The sequence below is a fragment of the Qipengyuania proteolytica genome, assembly GCF_019711565.1.
Lineage (GTDB): Bacteria > Pseudomonadota > Alphaproteobacteria > Sphingomonadales > Sphingomonadaceae > Qipengyuania > Qipengyuania proteolytica.
Window position 1 is genome coordinate 774247 of record NZ_JAIGNN010000002.1, and the last position, 14409, is coordinate 788655.

Genomic DNA, 14409 nt, shown 5'->3' on the forward strand with positions numbered 1-14409 from the left:
GGCCGGCCTTATTGGGCCGGGGCGGGCGCGGCGCCCTCCTGCTGGCCTTGCTGTTGCTGCATCATCGCCTGCAGCGCCTGAATGCGCTGTTCCACGTCGGCGCGGCTCATGATGTCGACCACCTCGATTTCGAAGGTCAGGTCGGCATTGGGCGGGATCGGCGATCCGGGCTGCGGATTGGCGCCATAGGCCTGGTCCGAAGGAATGAAGAGCTCGTACTTGCCGCCCTTGCGCATCTGCGTGAGGCCGGTGATGAAGCCGGGGATCAGCGTGCCTTCTTCCAGCAGCATGGGCGTGCCTTCGGGCAGCATTCCGGGAGGCATCGGCAGTTCCTGCGAACGGTCGAACTCGGTCCCGTCGGCGAGCTTGCCGACATATTTCACGAACACGACTTCACCGATCTTGGGCGAATCGCCGGTCCCTTCCGTGATGGTATCGATGCTCACGCCCTTGGGCATGGCCGCCCAGGCGAGGCCTGCACCGATCAGCACGGCGACAATCACGCCGAGCCAGAGCTTGGTGAGCGAGCCCTTGGCGATGGGCTGGAGGGGAACGCGGGTAACTTCGGTCATGAAAATTCGTCCTGATACGCAAAGGGCGCGGATTTCTCCGCGCCCTCATGGCTTAGCTGGTTGTCGCAATCAACGGGTTTCGGTTGGCGGCCCGTCCGGGCGCGAAACCGGTTCCCACTTTCGCTGACGGGCCTTACTTGACGCCGTCACGCTCCATGCGCTTGCGCTCGAGCTTGCGGGCGCGGCGAACGGCGGCGGCCTTTTCGCGGGCGCGCTTCTCGCTCGGCTTTTCGTAGTGGCGACGCAGCTTCATTTCGCGATACACGCCTTCACGCTGCAGCTTCTTCTTGAGCGCGCGCAGGGCCTGGTCGACATTGTTATCGCGAACGATGATCTGCATAAACTAAAACACCTCACTGAGCGGGCCAGAGCCCGCCGCCAGCGGGGTTTGCCTTCCTTGAATATGGTTCGTCGAAAAAACGAAAAACGCGCCGAATCCGTTCCGGATCGGCTCGAACGGAGGCGCACATACGGATTCGAGAGGCAAAAGGCAAGCGCCTTGGCCGGATTTCGGATCGAGGCTCTCGCCGCTTCCCGTTTCCCGCGCAAGCCGCTAGGGGCGGGGCAATGTCCTCCTATTCTCCTATCCTTGCCAGCCTCAACGTCGCGCTGGGCGGCGCGATCGGTGCCGTTCTGCGCTACCAGCTCGGGCGTGGCATGACGCACTGGCTCGGCGTGCAGATGGTCACTATCTTCCCGTGGGCGACTCTCGCCGCGAACGCGATCGGCAGCCTCGCCATGGGGCTCCTTGCCGGCTGGCTCGCCTTCAGGGGCGCGGCGGGCGGCGAACAGCTGCGCCTGCTGCTGGGCGTTGGCCTGCTCGGCGGCTTCACGACCTTCAGCGCCTTCAGCCTCGAGATGGTGCTGATGATCGAGCGCGGGCAATACCTTTTCGCCGGGCTCTACGCGGTGCTGAGCTTCGCGCTCGGCATCAGCGGGCTGATCCTCGGCCTCACCTTGATGCGGAGCTTCGCATGAAACCCGCCGACGAAGTTCGCATGTTCACCGTCGAGCAGGACGACGACGGCGTCCGGCTCGATCGCTGGTTCAAGCGCCACCTGCCGCAAATCGGCTTCGGCACGGTCAGTAAGTGGGCGCGCACCGGCCAGATCCGCGTCGACGGCAAGCGTGCCAAGCCCGACGACCGGATCGCGGCGGGCCAGCAGATCCGCGTACCCCCGGGCGGGGATGCGCCGCACAAGAAGCCGAAAGCGAAGCGCGAGCTGACCGCCGAGGAGATCAGCCAGGCGCAGGACATGGTCGTCAAGCAGACCAAGGGCGCGATCGTGCTCAACAAGCCGCCGGGCCTCGCGACGCAGGGCGGGACCGGCACCACGCACCATGTCGACGGCCTGCTGGATGCCTTTGCGCCGGGCGAGGACGACGTCCGCCCGCGCCTCGTCCACCGGCTCGACAAGGATACTTCGGGCGTCCTGCTGATCGCGCGGACGCCGGGCAGCGCGGCCTTCTTCTCCAAGCGCTTTTCCGGCCGCAGCGCCAAGAAGATCTACTGGGCGCTGGTGGTCGGCGTGCCCGATATCAAGGAAGGCGTGATCGAGGCCCCGCTCGCCAAGCAGCCCGGCTCGGGCGGCGAGAAGATGCATGTCGATCATGAGGGCGGCCAGCCGGCGAAGACCAAGTACCGCGTGGTCGACTATGTCGGCAACAAGGCCGCATGGGTCGAACTACAGCCGCTCACCGGTCGCACGCACCAGCTGCGCGTGCACTGCGCGGCGATGGGCAATCCGATCGTCGGCGACGGCAAGTATGGCGGCAAGGACGCCTTCCTGACCGGCTCGATCAGTCGCAAGATGCACTTGCACGCCCGCCGCCTGATCATCGACAGCCCCGATGGCGGCAAGCTCGACGTGACCGCCGACCTGCCGGAGCATTTCGCGGCGAGCATGGAGCAACTCGGCTTCCAGGAGAGCGCCAGCGACGCGACGCCGATGCGCGACGACCCTCCGCCCAAGAGTCGCGAGGAAAAGAAGCAGCAGGCGCGCCAGCACGCGAAGAACTATCGCAAGTCCCAGCGCGGCCCGCGCCGCGCACGCGGAGGTTCGGGCGGAAAGCCCGCATCGAAGCCCAAGGGCAAACGCTGATGCACCCCAACCCGCTCTTCCGTAGCGAGGACCGGGCGCTGCTCGAAGGCCTGCTCGACGAGATCGGCTTCGGGATGGTGTTCCTGACCACGCCGGACGGGCCGCGCGTGGCGCACACCCCGCTGCTATCGATGGGCGACGGGCGCGTCCGCTTCCACCTCTCGCGCGGCAATGCACTGACGCCGCACCTTGCCGGCGCGCGCGCGCTGATCACGGTCAACGGGCCGCATGGCTATGTCAGCCCGCGCTGGTATGCCGAGCGCGACACGGTGCCCACTTGGGACTACGTCGCGCTGGAAATGGAGGGCACGGTCGAGCCAATGCCGGGCGCGGAGCTCGAAGCTTTCCTTCACGCGGTGATTGCGAAATTCGAAGGGAGGTTAGGCGGCGAGCAATGGCTCGCATCGGAATCGAGCGAGGCGACATGGAGCCGGCTGTTCCGCGGCATCGGCGGATTCGAGATGCAGGTCGAAAACTGGCGTCCGACGCTCAAGCTCTCGCAGAAGAAAGCGGGCGCCGAGCATGCGGCCATCGTCGCCGGTATCTCGCAGGCAGGGAACCCCGAACTCGCCCGCTGGATGCGGCAGGTGGCGGCATGAGCAGGCTCGCCATCTTCGACTGCGACGGCACGCTGGTCGACGGGCAGGCGGCGGTGTGCGAGACGATGGAGCGCGCCTTCGGCGCCATCGGCAGCCCGCCCCCGGATCGTAACGCCATCCGCCGCACGGTCGGGCTGAGCCTGCCGCTCGCCGTGCGCCAGCTGATGATGGATGCAGGCGAGGTCGACCGGCTGCGGGTGATCGAGGCCTACAAGGACATCTTCCGCGAAACGCGCCTTTCCGGCCACCTCCGCGAACCCCTGTATGACGGCATGCGCGAATTGCTCGAGACGCTCTCTGCCGATGGCTGGCTGCTCGGGGTGGCCACGGGCAAGAGCGACCGTGGCCTCCATGCCTGCCTCGAAACGCATGAGGTGAAGCACCTCTTCGCGACGTTGCACGGGGCCGACCGCTATCCCTCCAAGCCGCACCCCGCCATGCTCGAAGCTGCGCTGGCCGAAACGGGTGTCGAAGCCGGCCAGGCCGTGATGATCGGCGATACCAGCTTCGACATGGAGATGGCGCAAGCCGCCGGGGTGCGCGCCATCGGCGTCGCCTGGGGCTATCACGAACCGCGCGAGCTGCTGCACACCGGCGCAAGCGCCGTGGCCGAAACCATGGCGCAATTGGAGGAGTTGATCCGTGCCCCAGCCTGATCCCGCCGCAAATCGCTTCTGGATCATGCAAGCGATGCGCCTCAGCGGCATGGCGCTCGCCATCTTCGGCGCGCTCATCCTCGGCAAGATCGTCGACCTGCCGCAGATCGTCGGCGCGATCTTCCTCGTCCTAGGCGCGGTGGATTTCTTCATCGTCCCGATCGTGCTCGCCAAGCGCTGGAAGACACCGGACCAATGAAACGCTTCTATCAGGACGTGACGGTCGCACAGGCGGGCGATGGCTGGCAGGTCATGCTCGACGGCCGCGGCATCAAGACGCAGGGCGGCCGGCAGCAGGTCGTTCCCGGCGCCACCCTCGCCCACGCGCTGGCTGCCGAATGGGTTCAGCAGGGCGAGAAGATCGACCCGAAGAGCTTCTTGTTTCGCGATCATACCGATTTCGCAATCGACGTGATCGGCCCGGATCGCGACGCCACGATCGCCAAGCTGCTCGCCTATGCCGAAACCGATACGCTGTGCTATCGCGCCGACCCGGACGAGCCCTTCTTCGCCAGGCAGCAGGAGTGCTGGGAGCCGCTGCTCGGCCATCTGGAGGAAAAGCACGCCGTGCGCTTCCAGCGGGTCAGCGGCATCATCCACCGGCCGCAGCCGCCCGAAACACTGGCCCGGCTGAAGGCGCATCTGGAAACGCTCGACGATTTCACCCTGTCGGGCCTGACGGCGATGGCCTCGCTCGCGGCCTCGCTGGCCGTGGCGCTGCTCGCCAATGACGAGGCGATCAACGATCCGATGCTGCTATGGCGCGATGCCAACCTCGAGGAGGAATGGCAGGCCGAACAATGGGGCCGCGAGGAAGAGGCGGAAGAAAAGCGCTCCCGCAAGGCCGACGAGTTCTCGGCCGCGCAGGTCTTCGTGGCGCTGGCGACCAGCTAGCGGATCAGCCGACCCAGTCGGCGACCTGCCCGGCCACGTCGTTCGCCGCAGCGTTTAGCGCCGGGCCGACGAAGGCGGTTTCCGGCGCGGCCACCGGTTGGCGCGCTTCGAAGCGGCGGGTGACGACGGTGGAACCTTCCCCATTGCGGACCGCATCGAAGATCACCACGACTTCGGAGGTGCGCGCATCATAGCCGAAGCTGCGCAGGGTGCCCTGCAGCCGGTCGACCGCATTGACCCCCGGATCGTCGCCATCGACCACCACCCTGTTCGAGCGGGTGCGGATCGTTTCCGCGACCAGCTGCGCGAACAGGCGCGCAGGCCGGTCGACCCAGAAGGCATCCTGCAGATAGGCGAGTTCGGTATCGGTGACCTGCACCGGTACGCGAGTGACGTCGAGCGCCTTGGTCGCTTCGAACGGCACGATCGCCAGCGCGCTGCCCTGCGCGCCCTGCGAGCCCGACCCCGCTGGCGCCATGGCCGAAGGCGTGAGCGTCAGCAGGCTTTCGGGTGCTTCGCCGCCGAGGCTGAGGCACCCGCCGAGCAGCAGGGCCGGCGCGAGCGCGGCGAATTTGGTGATGCGGATCATGCGCAGGCCCCTCACGGCTTGTAATCGGGCAGCGGCTGCGAACCGAGCAGAGCGCCCGCCCCCTTCTCGTCGATTTTCTCGGTCACGTCGCGCAGCGCCTTGCTGGTCGCGCGCAGGTCACGCATGGTCGCCTCGGCTGCCGGCAAGGTACTCTCGGTCAATTGCTTGGTGGCGGGCCGCGCTTCGGCGAGTGTGGCTTCGAGTTCGTTCGCCGCGCCGCTCGCGGATTTGAGCGTCTCGCGCAGCTGCTTCGCCAGCTGTTCGCCTTCGCTGTTGAGCAGGCGGTCGGTCGATGCGGTCACCTTCTCGAACTGGTCGAGCGCTTCGGACGCTTCGCGCAGCGTCACCTGCAGTTCGCCCATCGTGCGCTCGATCTGCGGTGCGACCTGCGCGAGATCGGCGGTCATCTGGTTGGTGTTAGCGAGAATTCCGGCGATCTCGCCCTGGTTCTTGTCGTCCAGCAGCTGGGTCAGCCGTTCGGTCAGCGTTGCCAGCCGCTCCAGCAGCAGCGGCGCGTTGGACAGCAGTTCGCCCAGCCCGCCGGGCTTGGGCGGGATGATCGGCACGCCTTCGGTGCAGGCGGTGGTTTCGCAGGAAATCGGTGGCGCGCCCGTGCGTGCCCCGTCGAGCAGGATGGTCGAGACGCCGGTGAAGCTGCCCTGGATCGTGGCGGTGGTTCCGACGAGGATCGGCACCTCTTCGTCCACGGTGATCCGCACGCGGACGAACTCGGGGTCCTTGTCCCACAGGACGATCTGGCTGACCTGCCCCACGGGGACGCCCGCGAAGCTCACCGCGCTGCCTCCGGCAAGGCCCGACACGCTTTCCTTGAAGAAGATGTCGTATTCCTTCTTCTCCCCGCCACCGAGCCGCGCGAGCCAGACGATGAACAGCGCCAGCGCACCGAGGATCAGGAGTGTAACCGCCCCCACCCAAACATGATTTGCCCGCGTTTCCATGCGTTAAGCCCTATGCCCTCTTATCGTGGGAGTTGTCCAACGCTTTGACCGCGTGGGCGGCGATGGGATTGTCCATGTGGCGGCGCAGCTCGTCGAGCGCCTGTGCCGTCAGCGCTGCGCGGCCGCGCGGGCCGTTGAAATATTCCTGTATCCACGGGTGGTCGAGCTGCATCAGGTTGGGCACGGTATCGACCGCGATCACGCGCTTGTCGGCCAGAACCGCCACCCGGTCGCAGATTTCGTGCAGCGTATCGAGGTCGTGGGTGATGAGGAACACGGTGAGGCCCAGCGTTTCCTTCAGTTCCCGCGTCAGCCGGTCGAAGGCCGCCGCGCCGATCGGGTCGAGGCCCGCGGTCGGCTCGTCGAGGAACAGCAGTTCGGGATCGAGCGCCAGCGCACGGGCGAGGCCGGCGCGCTTCTTCATGCCCCCCGACAGCTCGCTCGGAAACTTGCTCGCCGCCTCTTCCGGCAGGCCCGACAGCACCGTCTTGAACCGCGCGATCTCCTCCAGCAGCTCTGGCCTGATCTCGGGATAGAACTGCTTGAGCGGTACCTGCACGTTCTCGCCCACCGTCAGCGTCGAGAACAGCGCACCGCCCTGGAACAGCACGCCCCAGCGGTTGCGCACGCCGATTTCCGCGTCGGGGTCGGCCTTGGTGATCGATCGCCCGAACACCTTGATGTCGCCTTCGGTCGGCGTCTGCAGCCCGATGATCGAGCGCATCAGCACGCTCTTGCCCGTGCCCGAGCCGCCGACCACTCCGAGGATCTCGCCGCGCCTCACCTTGAGGTCGAGATTCTCGTGGACCACCTGTTCGCCGAACTGGTTCTTCAGCCCTTCGACCACGATCGGATAGTCGCCGCGATAGCGTTCGTGGCGTCCGAGCTGGCGGCCGGTTTCGTCTTCCGCCATCAGCCCCACCCGATCTCGGTGAAGAACACCGCGAAGAAAGCGTCGATCACGATTACCGCAAAGATCGCCGAGACCACCGCCATGGTCGTGCGCAGGCCGACCTGTTCCGAATTCCCTTCGACCTGCATGCCGTGATAGCAGCCCGCGAGCGCAACGATCAGGCCGAAGACCGGTGCCTTGATCAGGCCGACCCACAGATCGTAGATCGGCACCACGTCCTGGATGCGCGCGAGGAAGGTCCAGAACGGAATGCCGAGCATCACGTCGCCGATCACCGCGCCCCCGATGATGGCGACACCCGACGCATAGAAGCCGAGCAGCGGCATCATCAGCACCGCGGCAAGGATGCGCGGGATCACCAGCGCCTCCATCGGCGCGATGCCGATCGTGCGCATGGCGTCGACTTCCTCGGTCAGTTTCATCGTGCCAAGTTGCGCCGCGAAGGCGGAACCCGACCGGCCCGCGACCATGATTGCGGTCATCAGCACGCCCAGTTCGCGCAGGGTAATCCGGCCGACGAGGTTCACTGTCAGCGTTTCCGCCCCGAACTGCGCCAGCTGCACCGCGCCCTGCTGCGCGATCACGATCCCGATCAGGAAGCTCATCAAGCCGACGATCGGCAGTGCGCTCACCCCGACCAGCTCGAGCTGGCGGACAAGCGCCAGCCAGCGGAAGCGGCGCGGATGGCGGATCAACGTGCCCGTTGCCGCGATCAGCGCCCCCAGGAAACCGATGACGCCGATCACGCCCCGGCGCGCGCCGAACACCTTTTCGCCCATCGCTGCGGGCACGCGTTCCCAGACCGGCAGACGCGGCGCGGCGATCTCTTCCTCGCCCCGTGTCCCGTCGAGCGCGCTGATCAGGCGGGTCGCCCGGTCGCTCGCGCCGACGATCTCGGCCTCGTGCTCGGTCGCAAGGCTGCACGCGATCCAGGCGCCGACCGTGTCGATCTCGCTAAGCCCGGACAGGTCGACCTTCGCGATCGGGCCTTCGAGCGCGCGCAATTCGGCGTCCACGGCGCCGACGGTCGACACGAGATAGGGGCCGGACAGCGCCAGAACGCTCGCCCCGCCATCCCCCTGTTGAAGCTCGTATTGCGCCAGGCCACTCATCGGGGCGAAGCTATGCGGGGAAATCCGGCACATAACAAGCGCCTATGCCCGACTTGCCAGAGGAACGTTGCATCGCAGCATGGGCGCTGGCAAAGGCGTACCCGATTGAGCGGCACCGGCCCTCTCCCCCTCCCGACCACCCGATAGGCTATCGGCGCATGCTATCGGGTGGTCGGGAGGGGGAGAGGGCCGGAACCGAAAGTGAGCGTGAGCGAACAGAAAAATGAGCACTGAACTCGACAAGACTTTCGACCCCGCCGAGATCGAGGCGCGCTGGTACGCGCATTGGGAAGACAACGGCCTGTTCCGTCCCGCGCGGCCGGACGCCGAGCCCTATACCATCGTCAACCCGCCGCCGAACGTCACCGGCAGCCTCCACATCGGCCACGCGCTCGACAACACGCTGCAGGACGTGATGATCCGTTACGAGCGGTTGCGCGGCAAGGACGCGCTGTGGGTGGTCGGCACCGACCACGCGGGCATCGCGACGCAGATGGTGGTCGAACGCCAGCTCGAGGCGCAGCAGGACAAGCGCACCAATTACTCGCGCGAAGACTTCGTCGCGAAGGTGTGGGAGTGGAAGGAAGAAAGCGGCGGCACGATCACTCGCCAGCTGCGCCGGCTCGGCTGTTCGATGGACTGGAGCCGCGAGCAGTTCACGATGGACCCGCATTTCACCGACGCCGTGCTCAAGGTGTTCGTCGATCTCTACAACAAGGGCCTGATCTACCGCGACAAGCGGCTGGTGAACTGGGATCCCAAGCTCAAGACCGCGATTTCCGACCTCGAGGTCGAGACGCAGGACGTCAAGGGCAGCTTCTGGCACTTCAAATACCCGCTCGCCGACGGTGTCACGACGGCAGAGGGCAAGGATTACCTCGTCGTCGCCACGACGCGGCCCGAAACCATGCTCGCCGACATGGCCGTGGCGGTGCATCCGGATGACGAGCGCTACGCCTCGGTAGTCGGCAAGGATATCCTCCAGCCGATCACCGGGCGCCGCTTCAAGGTGGTGGCCGACGAACATGCCGATCCCGCGCTCGGTTCGGGCTGCGTGAAGATCACGCCGGGCCACGACTTCAACGATTTCGAGGTGGGCAAGCGCGCCGGGTTCGCGCCGGGCGAGATGCTCAACATGCTCGATGCCGAAGCCAATGTCTGCCAGACCGCCGACGGGCTGGTGCCGGAGGAGTTCGTCGGCCTGCACCGTTTCAAGCGCGATGGCGTGGACGGCGCGCGCGAGCTGGTCGTGGCGCGGATGAAGGAACTGGGCTTCCTCATCCCGCATGTCACCAGGGACAAGGACGGCGAGCCGGTCGAACACGATGCCGAACCGCGCACCATCGCGACGCCCTTCGGCGACCGTGGCGGTGTGGTGATCGAGCCGTGGCTGACCGACCAGTGGTATGTCGACGCCGCCGAACTCTCGAAAAAGCCGATCGCGGCGGTGAAGTCCGGCGAGATCGAGATCGTCCCGAAGACGTGGGAAAAAACCTTTTTCAACTGGATGGAGAACATCCAGCCGTGGTGTGTCAGCCGCCAGTTGTGGTGGGGGCACCGGATCCCGGCGTGGTACGATGTCGACGGCAAGGCATACGTCGCAATGACCGAAGCCGAGGCGCAGGCGCAGGCAGGCGAAGGCGTCGCCTTGACCCGCGACGAGGACGTGCTCGACACGTGGTTCTCCTCCGCCCTGTGGCCCTTCGCCACGCTCGGCTGGCCGGACAACGCCGATCTGCTCGCCAAGCATTACCCGAACAATCTGCTGATCTCGGGTTTCGACATCCTGTTCTTCTGGGATGCGCGGATGATGATGGCGGGCTATTTCAACACCGGCCAGGCGCCGTGGCCCAAGCTCTACCTCCACGGCCTCGTGCGTGCGGCGGACGGGCAGAAGATGTCCAAGTCCAAGGGCAATGTCGTCGATCCGCTCGGCCTGATCGACCAGTACGGCGCCGATGCGCTACGCTTCTTCATGGCGGCGATGGAAAGCCAGGGCCGCGACATCAAGATGGATGACCGGCGCATCGAGGGCTATCGCAACTTCGCGACCAAGCTGTGGAATGCGACGCGCTTCTGCCAGGCGAACGGCATCGGCGCGAGCGAGACGCTGGCCGCGCCCGCTGCCAGCCACGCAGTCAACCGCTGGATCATCGGCGAGGTGGTCGAAACCAAGGACGCGCTCGACAAGGCGCTGGGCGAGCTGCGCTTCGATGCCGCCGCCAACACGATCTACCACTTCGTGTGGGACCGGTTCTGCGACTGGTATCTGGAACTGATCAAGGGCCAGATCGACGACGAGACCAAGGCCGTCGCCGGCTGGGTGCTCGACCAGATCCTCGTCATGCTGCACCCCTTCATGCCCTTCATCACCGAAGAGCTGTGGTCGAAGCAGGGCGAGCGCGCCCACTATCCGCTGATCACCGCCAAGTGGCCGGAACCGGGTGCGAGCGTGGATGCGGAAGCCAAGGCGGAGATCGACTGGCTGATCGCGCTCACCTCCGCCACGCGCACGGCGAAGAACGAACTCGGCATCGCGCCGGGCGCGAAGCTGGCTGCATTCGTCCCATCGCCCTCGCCGCTCGGCAAGCGCGTGGTCGAAGCCAATGGCGCGGCGATCGAGCGCCTTGCGCGCCTGACCCCGGTGACCTTCGGCGAAGCGCCTGCCGGGGCCGCGATGCAGATCGCTGCAGGCGAGGACGAGTTCGTCATCCCGCTCGAAGGCGTGATCGATATCGAGGCCGAGAAAGCGCGCCTTGCCAAGGCGCTCGAAACCTCGGCCAAGGAAGCGAAATCGCTCGAAGGGCGGCTGTCGAATGCCAATTTCGTCGAGCGCGCCAAGCCCGAAGCGGTCGAAAAGGCCCGCGCGGATCATGCGCATCATGTGGCGGAGACCGAGCGGCTCAAGGCTGCGTTGGCGCGGTTGGGGTGAGAGTCGTGCCTGTCCTTCGACAGGCTCAGGACGAGCGGGTGTGGGCTCTCGGCCATTCACAAACTTCCGCTCAGCCTGAGCTTGTCGAAGGCCACGCGCCAACCCTGTGCACCTCGATGTTTCCTACACGTGCCGAGCGTGGCATGACGGAAAGGTGCTCACCCCTCAGCCACGCAAAAGGGGGCCGAAAAACAGCCTGAGTGTCGCCTTAAGGGTATCAAGTGACTACAAATACACGGTTTTTGAAGGCGACACCGAAGTCGCCTTTGTCGCCTTCGTCCTGCACGCAGGGACTGCGATGCCGCTAGTCCTCGCCACCGACGACACCGGCGGGCCTGAGATTTTCGCCTCCGTCCAGGGCGAAGGACCCAGTGCGGGCATGCCGGTCGCCTTCATGCGGCTGTCGCGCTGCAACCTTGCCTGCGTGTGGTGCGACACGGCCTATACATGGCACTTCGAAGGCGACAATCGCCCGCATCGCGATGGTATCTCCTTCGAGCGACAGGCCAACCAGTCCACGCTTGACGAGGAAGAGGTGGCTGCACGGATCACCGCGCTCGGTCAGAAGCGCCTCGTCATCACCGGCGGCGAGCCTTTGCTTCAGGCCCCGGCACTCGCACGGCTGCTCGACCTGCTGCCTGACATTTCGGTCGAGATCGAAACCAACGGGACCACGAAGGCCCCGGCAGCGCTCGATATCCGGATCGACCAGTTCAACGTCAGCCCCAAGCTGGCGCATAGCGGCAATCCGGCCGAGCTCGCGCTGCTGCCCGAGCGGCTCGACGCCTACGCCACCGACCCGCGCGCGTGGTTCAAGTTCGTGATCGCCGAGCCCGCGGATGTGGACGAAGTGCTGGCGCTGAGAGACCGCTACCGATTCAAGCCCGGCCACGTATTCCTGATGCCCGAAGGCACCGACAGCGAAACCCTGCGGGCCCGCGAAAAGTGGCTCGCCCCGCTATGCGTCGAACATGGTTTGCGCCTGAGCGACCGGCTGCATATCCACCTGTTCGGGGATACGAGAGGAACCTAACCCTGGCTCCGCCAGCGCTGCACGGTCCGTTCGACGATATCCTCTTCGCCGCCGGTCTGGTTCCACAGCTCGACGAAGCTTGGGTCTTCCGAGGCGGGCCGCTTGGCCTCCTCGAGATTGTCGAAGCTCACGCGGATCGGGATGGCGACACCCTCGCCGCAGATGATGCACTCGCGATTGCGCAGCGCCGGGATCGCGTCGAGGAAGCCACGCGCGCCTTCGGGCATGGCCGCGCGGACGAAGTCCTGGTCGCGGTCGTTGTTGAGGCGCATCGAGATGATCGTGCCGCACTGCGACAGCACGCCTTCGGCAAGGTCCGATGGACGCTGCGTGATCAGGCCGAGGCTGATGCCGTACTTACGGCCTTCCTTGGCGATGCGGCTGAGGATCTTGCCGACCGAGTTGCCGTCGGCGTTCTTTTCGGAGGGCACGTAGCGGTGCGCCTCCTCGCAGACCAGCAGGATCGGCGAGGTGCGTTCCTCGCGGCCCCAGATGGCGAAGTCGAATACCAGCCGGCTGAGCACGGCGACCACGGTCGCGGTGATGTCCGACGGCACGCCCGAGACGTCGATGATCGAGATCGGCTTGCCGTTTGAGGGCATGCGGAAGACCTTGCCGATGAACTCGGCCATGGAATCGCCCACCAGCATGCCCGAGAACATGAACTGGTAGCGCGGATCGCCCTTGAGCTCGTCGAGCTTGTTCTTGATCCGCATATAGGGGGCCGAGGTGGTCGCCTTGTCGAGCTTGCCCATCTGGTCCTGGATCTCGTTCGAGAGGTCGGACAGCAGGTAGGGGATCGGCGAATCGACGGTGATCTTGCCCATGCTTTCGGCAAGGCGGCTCTTGCTGCGCGCCTTGAGCAGGCACTTGGCGAGGATGTCTTCGTCGACCTGCCGGTCGTTGCCCTGCGAGGTCAGCAGCACTTCGCAGTGTTCCTCGAAGTTCATGATCCAGTAGGGCATCTGCAGGTTCGACACGTCGAGAATGACGCCGGTGTTGCGGAAGGCCGCCGAATATTCGCCGTGCGGGTCGACCATGACGATGTGGCCTTCGGGCGCCGCTTCGCAGATGCGGTGCAGGATCAGCGCGGCGCTGGTCGACTTACCGGTACCGGTCGAACCGAGCAGCGCGAAGTGCTTGCCCAGCATGGCGTCGATATAGATCCCGGCGCGGATGTCCTTGGTCGGATAGACCTTGCCGATGGTGACCGCGCTGCGGCCGTCGCTGGCATAGACCTGCTTGAGGTCGGCGGTGGTCGCCGGATAGACGAGGCCGCCCGGCACCGGATAGCGGGTCACACCGCGGCGGAAGCCGTGCAGGCGACCGGTGAGCTTTTCCTCGACGCCTTCGCCGAGGAAGTCGATGTTGGCGAGGATCGAGCCGGCCTTGCGGTCCTGCCGCTGGTTGCGGACGCTGGCGAGCAGCCAGCTGCCGCCAACGCGGATCTTGATCTGGCTGCCGACCTGCCCGGCCATGGCGACCGAGGGATCGTCGTCCTCGGAGCACTCGCTGAGGCGCTGCAGGTCGATCGCGATCATCGAGCCGGCGCCGGAGATTTCCAGCACCACCCCGATCGGCTGCGCGGCGTTGGTGTTGGGCTCTTCCTTCTTCGGGGCGCGCGCTTCGATTTGCTCTGTCACCTCGGGTCGCGGCTGGGCCTGCTGCGACGGCGGGGACGGGATCGGCGGCGGGGCGCTCTCGCCGACCGGCTCGACGACCGGTTCCTCGACCGGCGGTGCGGGCTGCATGGCGACGTCGTGCTGCTGCGCCTCGGGTTGCGACTCGCTCGGCTGGGGATTGTGGACATAGCCCGAGCGCGACTGCACCGGCGCGCCGCCGATGCTCGCACCTTGCTCGCTCCGGCGGATCCGGTCGCGCAGCGAGTTGCCGCGCGGCTGCGGCGGCTCGGCCCCGGCTTCCTTCGCAGGATCGAAAGTGCGGAAGTTCGGATTGCCCATATCGGTCATCGGTCGGCTTGGCCCCCAAGGTTTGCGCACCGCGCGCATGCCTGGCTGATGTGCCCGAGAGCGGTTAAAATCCGGTCA

Annotated in this window: 15 protein-coding genes; 8 read left to right on the top strand and 7 right to left on the bottom strand. The window is 66.1% G+C overall.

Annotated features, from left to right (window positions below; genetic code table 11):
• Positions 1-8: 8 nt before the first annotated feature.
• Together K3172_RS12710 and rpsU are read right to left on the bottom strand one after the other, a co-directional pair.
• Complete coding sequence (locus K3172_RS12710; protein ID WP_221590582.1) at positions 9-572, bottom strand: FKBP-type peptidyl-prolyl cis-trans isomerase; 564 nt, start codon at positions 570-572, stop codon at positions 9-11.
• Between the two features lie 133 nt (positions 573-705).
• Entirely contained in the window at positions 706-912 is a 207-nt protein-coding gene (gene rpsU / locus K3172_RS12715; RefSeq protein WP_066772550.1) for a 30S ribosomal protein S21, read from the bottom strand.
• Positions 913-1139: 227 nt separating this feature from the next.
• Between rpsU and K3172_RS12720 the strand changes: the two genes are divergently transcribed.
• From K3172_RS12720 to K3172_RS12745, 6 genes are read left to right on the top strand one after another with little or no spacing between them, the layout of a single operon-like run.
• A complete protein-coding gene (locus K3172_RS12720; protein WP_221590584.1) occupies positions 1140-1550 on the top strand; it encodes a CrcB family protein in 411 nt (136 codons plus the stop codon).
• Positions 1547-2674, top strand: a complete 1128-nt coding sequence (locus K3172_RS12725) for an RluA family pseudouridine synthase (protein ID WP_221590586.1) — start codon at positions 1547-1549, stop codon at positions 2672-2674. The genes K3172_RS12720 and K3172_RS12725 overlap by 4 nt, the downstream gene beginning before the upstream one ends.
• Positions 2674-3273 (top strand): FMN-binding negative transcriptional regulator, encoded by a 600-nt coding sequence (locus K3172_RS12730; RefSeq protein ID WP_221590587.1) that lies wholly within the window; start codon positions 2674-2676, stop codon positions 3271-3273. The genes K3172_RS12725 and K3172_RS12730 overlap by 1 nt, the downstream gene beginning before the upstream one ends.
• Positions 3270-3929 carry an HAD-IA family hydrolase gene (locus K3172_RS12735; protein WP_221590589.1) on the top strand — a complete coding sequence of 220 codons (660 nt, stop codon included), beginning with the start codon at positions 3270-3272 and terminating at the stop codon, positions 3927-3929. Before K3172_RS12730 ends, K3172_RS12735 begins: the two co-directional genes overlap by 4 nt.
• Positions 3916-4128, top strand: a complete 213-nt coding sequence (locus K3172_RS12740) for a hypothetical protein (RefSeq protein WP_221590591.1) — start codon at positions 3916-3918, stop codon at positions 4126-4128. Before K3172_RS12735 ends, K3172_RS12740 begins: the two co-directional genes overlap by 14 nt.
• On the top strand, positions 4125-4823 hold the full coding sequence (locus K3172_RS12745) for an ATP12 family chaperone protein (protein WP_221590593.1): 699 nt from the start codon (positions 4125-4127) through the stop codon (positions 4821-4823). The genes K3172_RS12740 and K3172_RS12745 overlap by 4 nt, the downstream gene beginning before the upstream one ends.
• Positions 4824-4827: 4 nt before the next feature.
• Here the strand turns inward: K3172_RS12745 and K3172_RS12750 are convergent, their stop codons facing one another.
• Genes K3172_RS12750 through K3172_RS12765 form a run of 4 tightly spaced genes read right to left on the bottom strand, consistent with a single transcriptional unit; the run spans position 4828 to position 8396 of the window.
• Positions 4828-5412: an ABC-type transport auxiliary lipoprotein family protein gene (locus K3172_RS12750; RefSeq protein ID WP_221590594.1), complete on the bottom strand. Its 585-nt coding sequence runs from the start codon at positions 5410-5412 to the stop codon at positions 4828-4830.
• An 11-nt stretch (positions 5413-5423) separates the two neighbouring features.
• On the bottom strand, positions 5424-6371 hold the full coding sequence (locus K3172_RS12755; RefSeq protein ID WP_221590596.1) for an MlaD family protein: 948 nt from the start codon (positions 6369-6371) through the stop codon (positions 5424-5426).
• A gap of 10 nt (positions 6372-6381) precedes the next feature.
• Entirely contained in the window at positions 6382-7284 is a 903-nt protein-coding gene (locus tag K3172_RS12760) for an ABC transporter ATP-binding protein (protein ID WP_221590598.1), read from the bottom strand.
• The gene (locus tag K3172_RS12765) at positions 7284-8396 is read right to left on the bottom strand and encodes an ABC transporter permease (protein ID WP_221590600.1); all 1113 of its coding nucleotides are present in this window, start codon (positions 8394-8396) and stop codon (positions 7284-7286) included. Before K3172_RS12765 ends, K3172_RS12760 begins: the two co-directional genes overlap by 1 nt.
• Positions 8397-8619: 223 nt before the next feature.
• Between K3172_RS12765 and K3172_RS12770 the strand changes: the two genes are divergently transcribed.
• Both K3172_RS12770 and K3172_RS12775 read left to right on the top strand, forming a co-directional pair.
• The gene (locus K3172_RS12770; RefSeq protein WP_221590602.1) at positions 8620-11328 is read left to right on the top strand and encodes a valine--tRNA ligase; all 2709 of its coding nucleotides are present in this window, start codon (positions 8620-8622) and stop codon (positions 11326-11328) included.
• A gap of 298 nt (positions 11329-11626) precedes the next feature.
• Positions 11627-12361 (top strand): 7-carboxy-7-deazaguanine synthase QueE, encoded by a 735-nt coding sequence (locus tag K3172_RS12775; protein WP_221590603.1) that lies wholly within the window; start codon positions 11627-11629, stop codon positions 12359-12361.
• On the opposite strand, the gene K3172_RS12780 is transcribed toward K3172_RS12775, so the two are convergent.
• Positions 12358-14331, bottom strand: a complete 1974-nt coding sequence (locus tag K3172_RS12780) for an ATP-binding protein (protein ID WP_247718165.1) — start codon at positions 14329-14331, stop codon at positions 12358-12360. The genes K3172_RS12775 and K3172_RS12780 overlap by 4 nt on opposite strands.
• Positions 14332-14409 lie beyond the last annotated feature (78 nt).

Coding starts and splice junctions, on each gene's coding strand:
- K3172_RS12710 (WP_221590582.1), bottom strand. CDS start 572: ATGACCGAAGTTACCCGCGTTCCCCTCCAGCCCATCGCCAAGGGCTCG.
- rpsU (WP_066772550.1), bottom strand. CDS start 912: ATGCAGATCATCGTTCGCGATAACAATGTCGACCAGGCCCTGCGCGCG.
- K3172_RS12720 (WP_221590584.1), top strand. CDS start 1,140: ATGTCCTCCTATTCTCCTATCCTTGCCAGCCTCAACGTCGCGCTGGGC.
- K3172_RS12725 (WP_221590586.1), top strand. CDS start 1,547: ATGAAACCCGCCGACGAAGTTCGCATGTTCACCGTCGAGCAGGACGAC.
- K3172_RS12730 (WP_221590587.1), top strand. CDS start 2,674: ATGCACCCCAACCCGCTCTTCCGTAGCGAGGACCGGGCGCTGCTCGAA.
- K3172_RS12735 (WP_221590589.1), top strand. CDS start 3,270: ATGAGCAGGCTCGCCATCTTCGACTGCGACGGCACGCTGGTCGACGGG.
- K3172_RS12745 (WP_221590593.1), top strand. CDS start 4,125: ATGAAACGCTTCTATCAGGACGTGACGGTCGCACAGGCGGGCGATGGC.
- K3172_RS12750 (WP_221590594.1), bottom strand. CDS start 5,412: ATGATCCGCATCACCAAATTCGCCGCGCTCGCGCCGGCCCTGCTGCTC.
- K3172_RS12755 (WP_221590596.1), bottom strand. CDS start 6,371: ATGGAAACGCGGGCAAATCATGTTTGGGTGGGGGCGGTTACACTCCTG.
- K3172_RS12760 (WP_221590598.1), bottom strand. CDS start 7,284: ATGGCGGAAGACGAAACCGGCCGCCAGCTCGGACGCCACGAACGCTAT.
- K3172_RS12765 (WP_221590600.1), bottom strand. CDS start 8,396: ATGAGTGGCCTGGCGCAATACGAGCTTCAACAGGGGGATGGCGGGGCG.
- K3172_RS12770 (WP_221590602.1), top strand. CDS start 8,620: ATGAGCACTGAACTCGACAAGACTTTCGACCCCGCCGAGATCGAGGCG.
- K3172_RS12775 (WP_221590603.1), top strand. CDS start 11,627: ATGCCGCTAGTCCTCGCCACCGACGACACCGGCGGGCCTGAGATTTTC.
- K3172_RS12780 (WP_247718165.1), bottom strand. CDS start 14,331: ATGACCGATATGGGCAATCCGAACTTCCGCACTTTCGATCCTGCGAAG.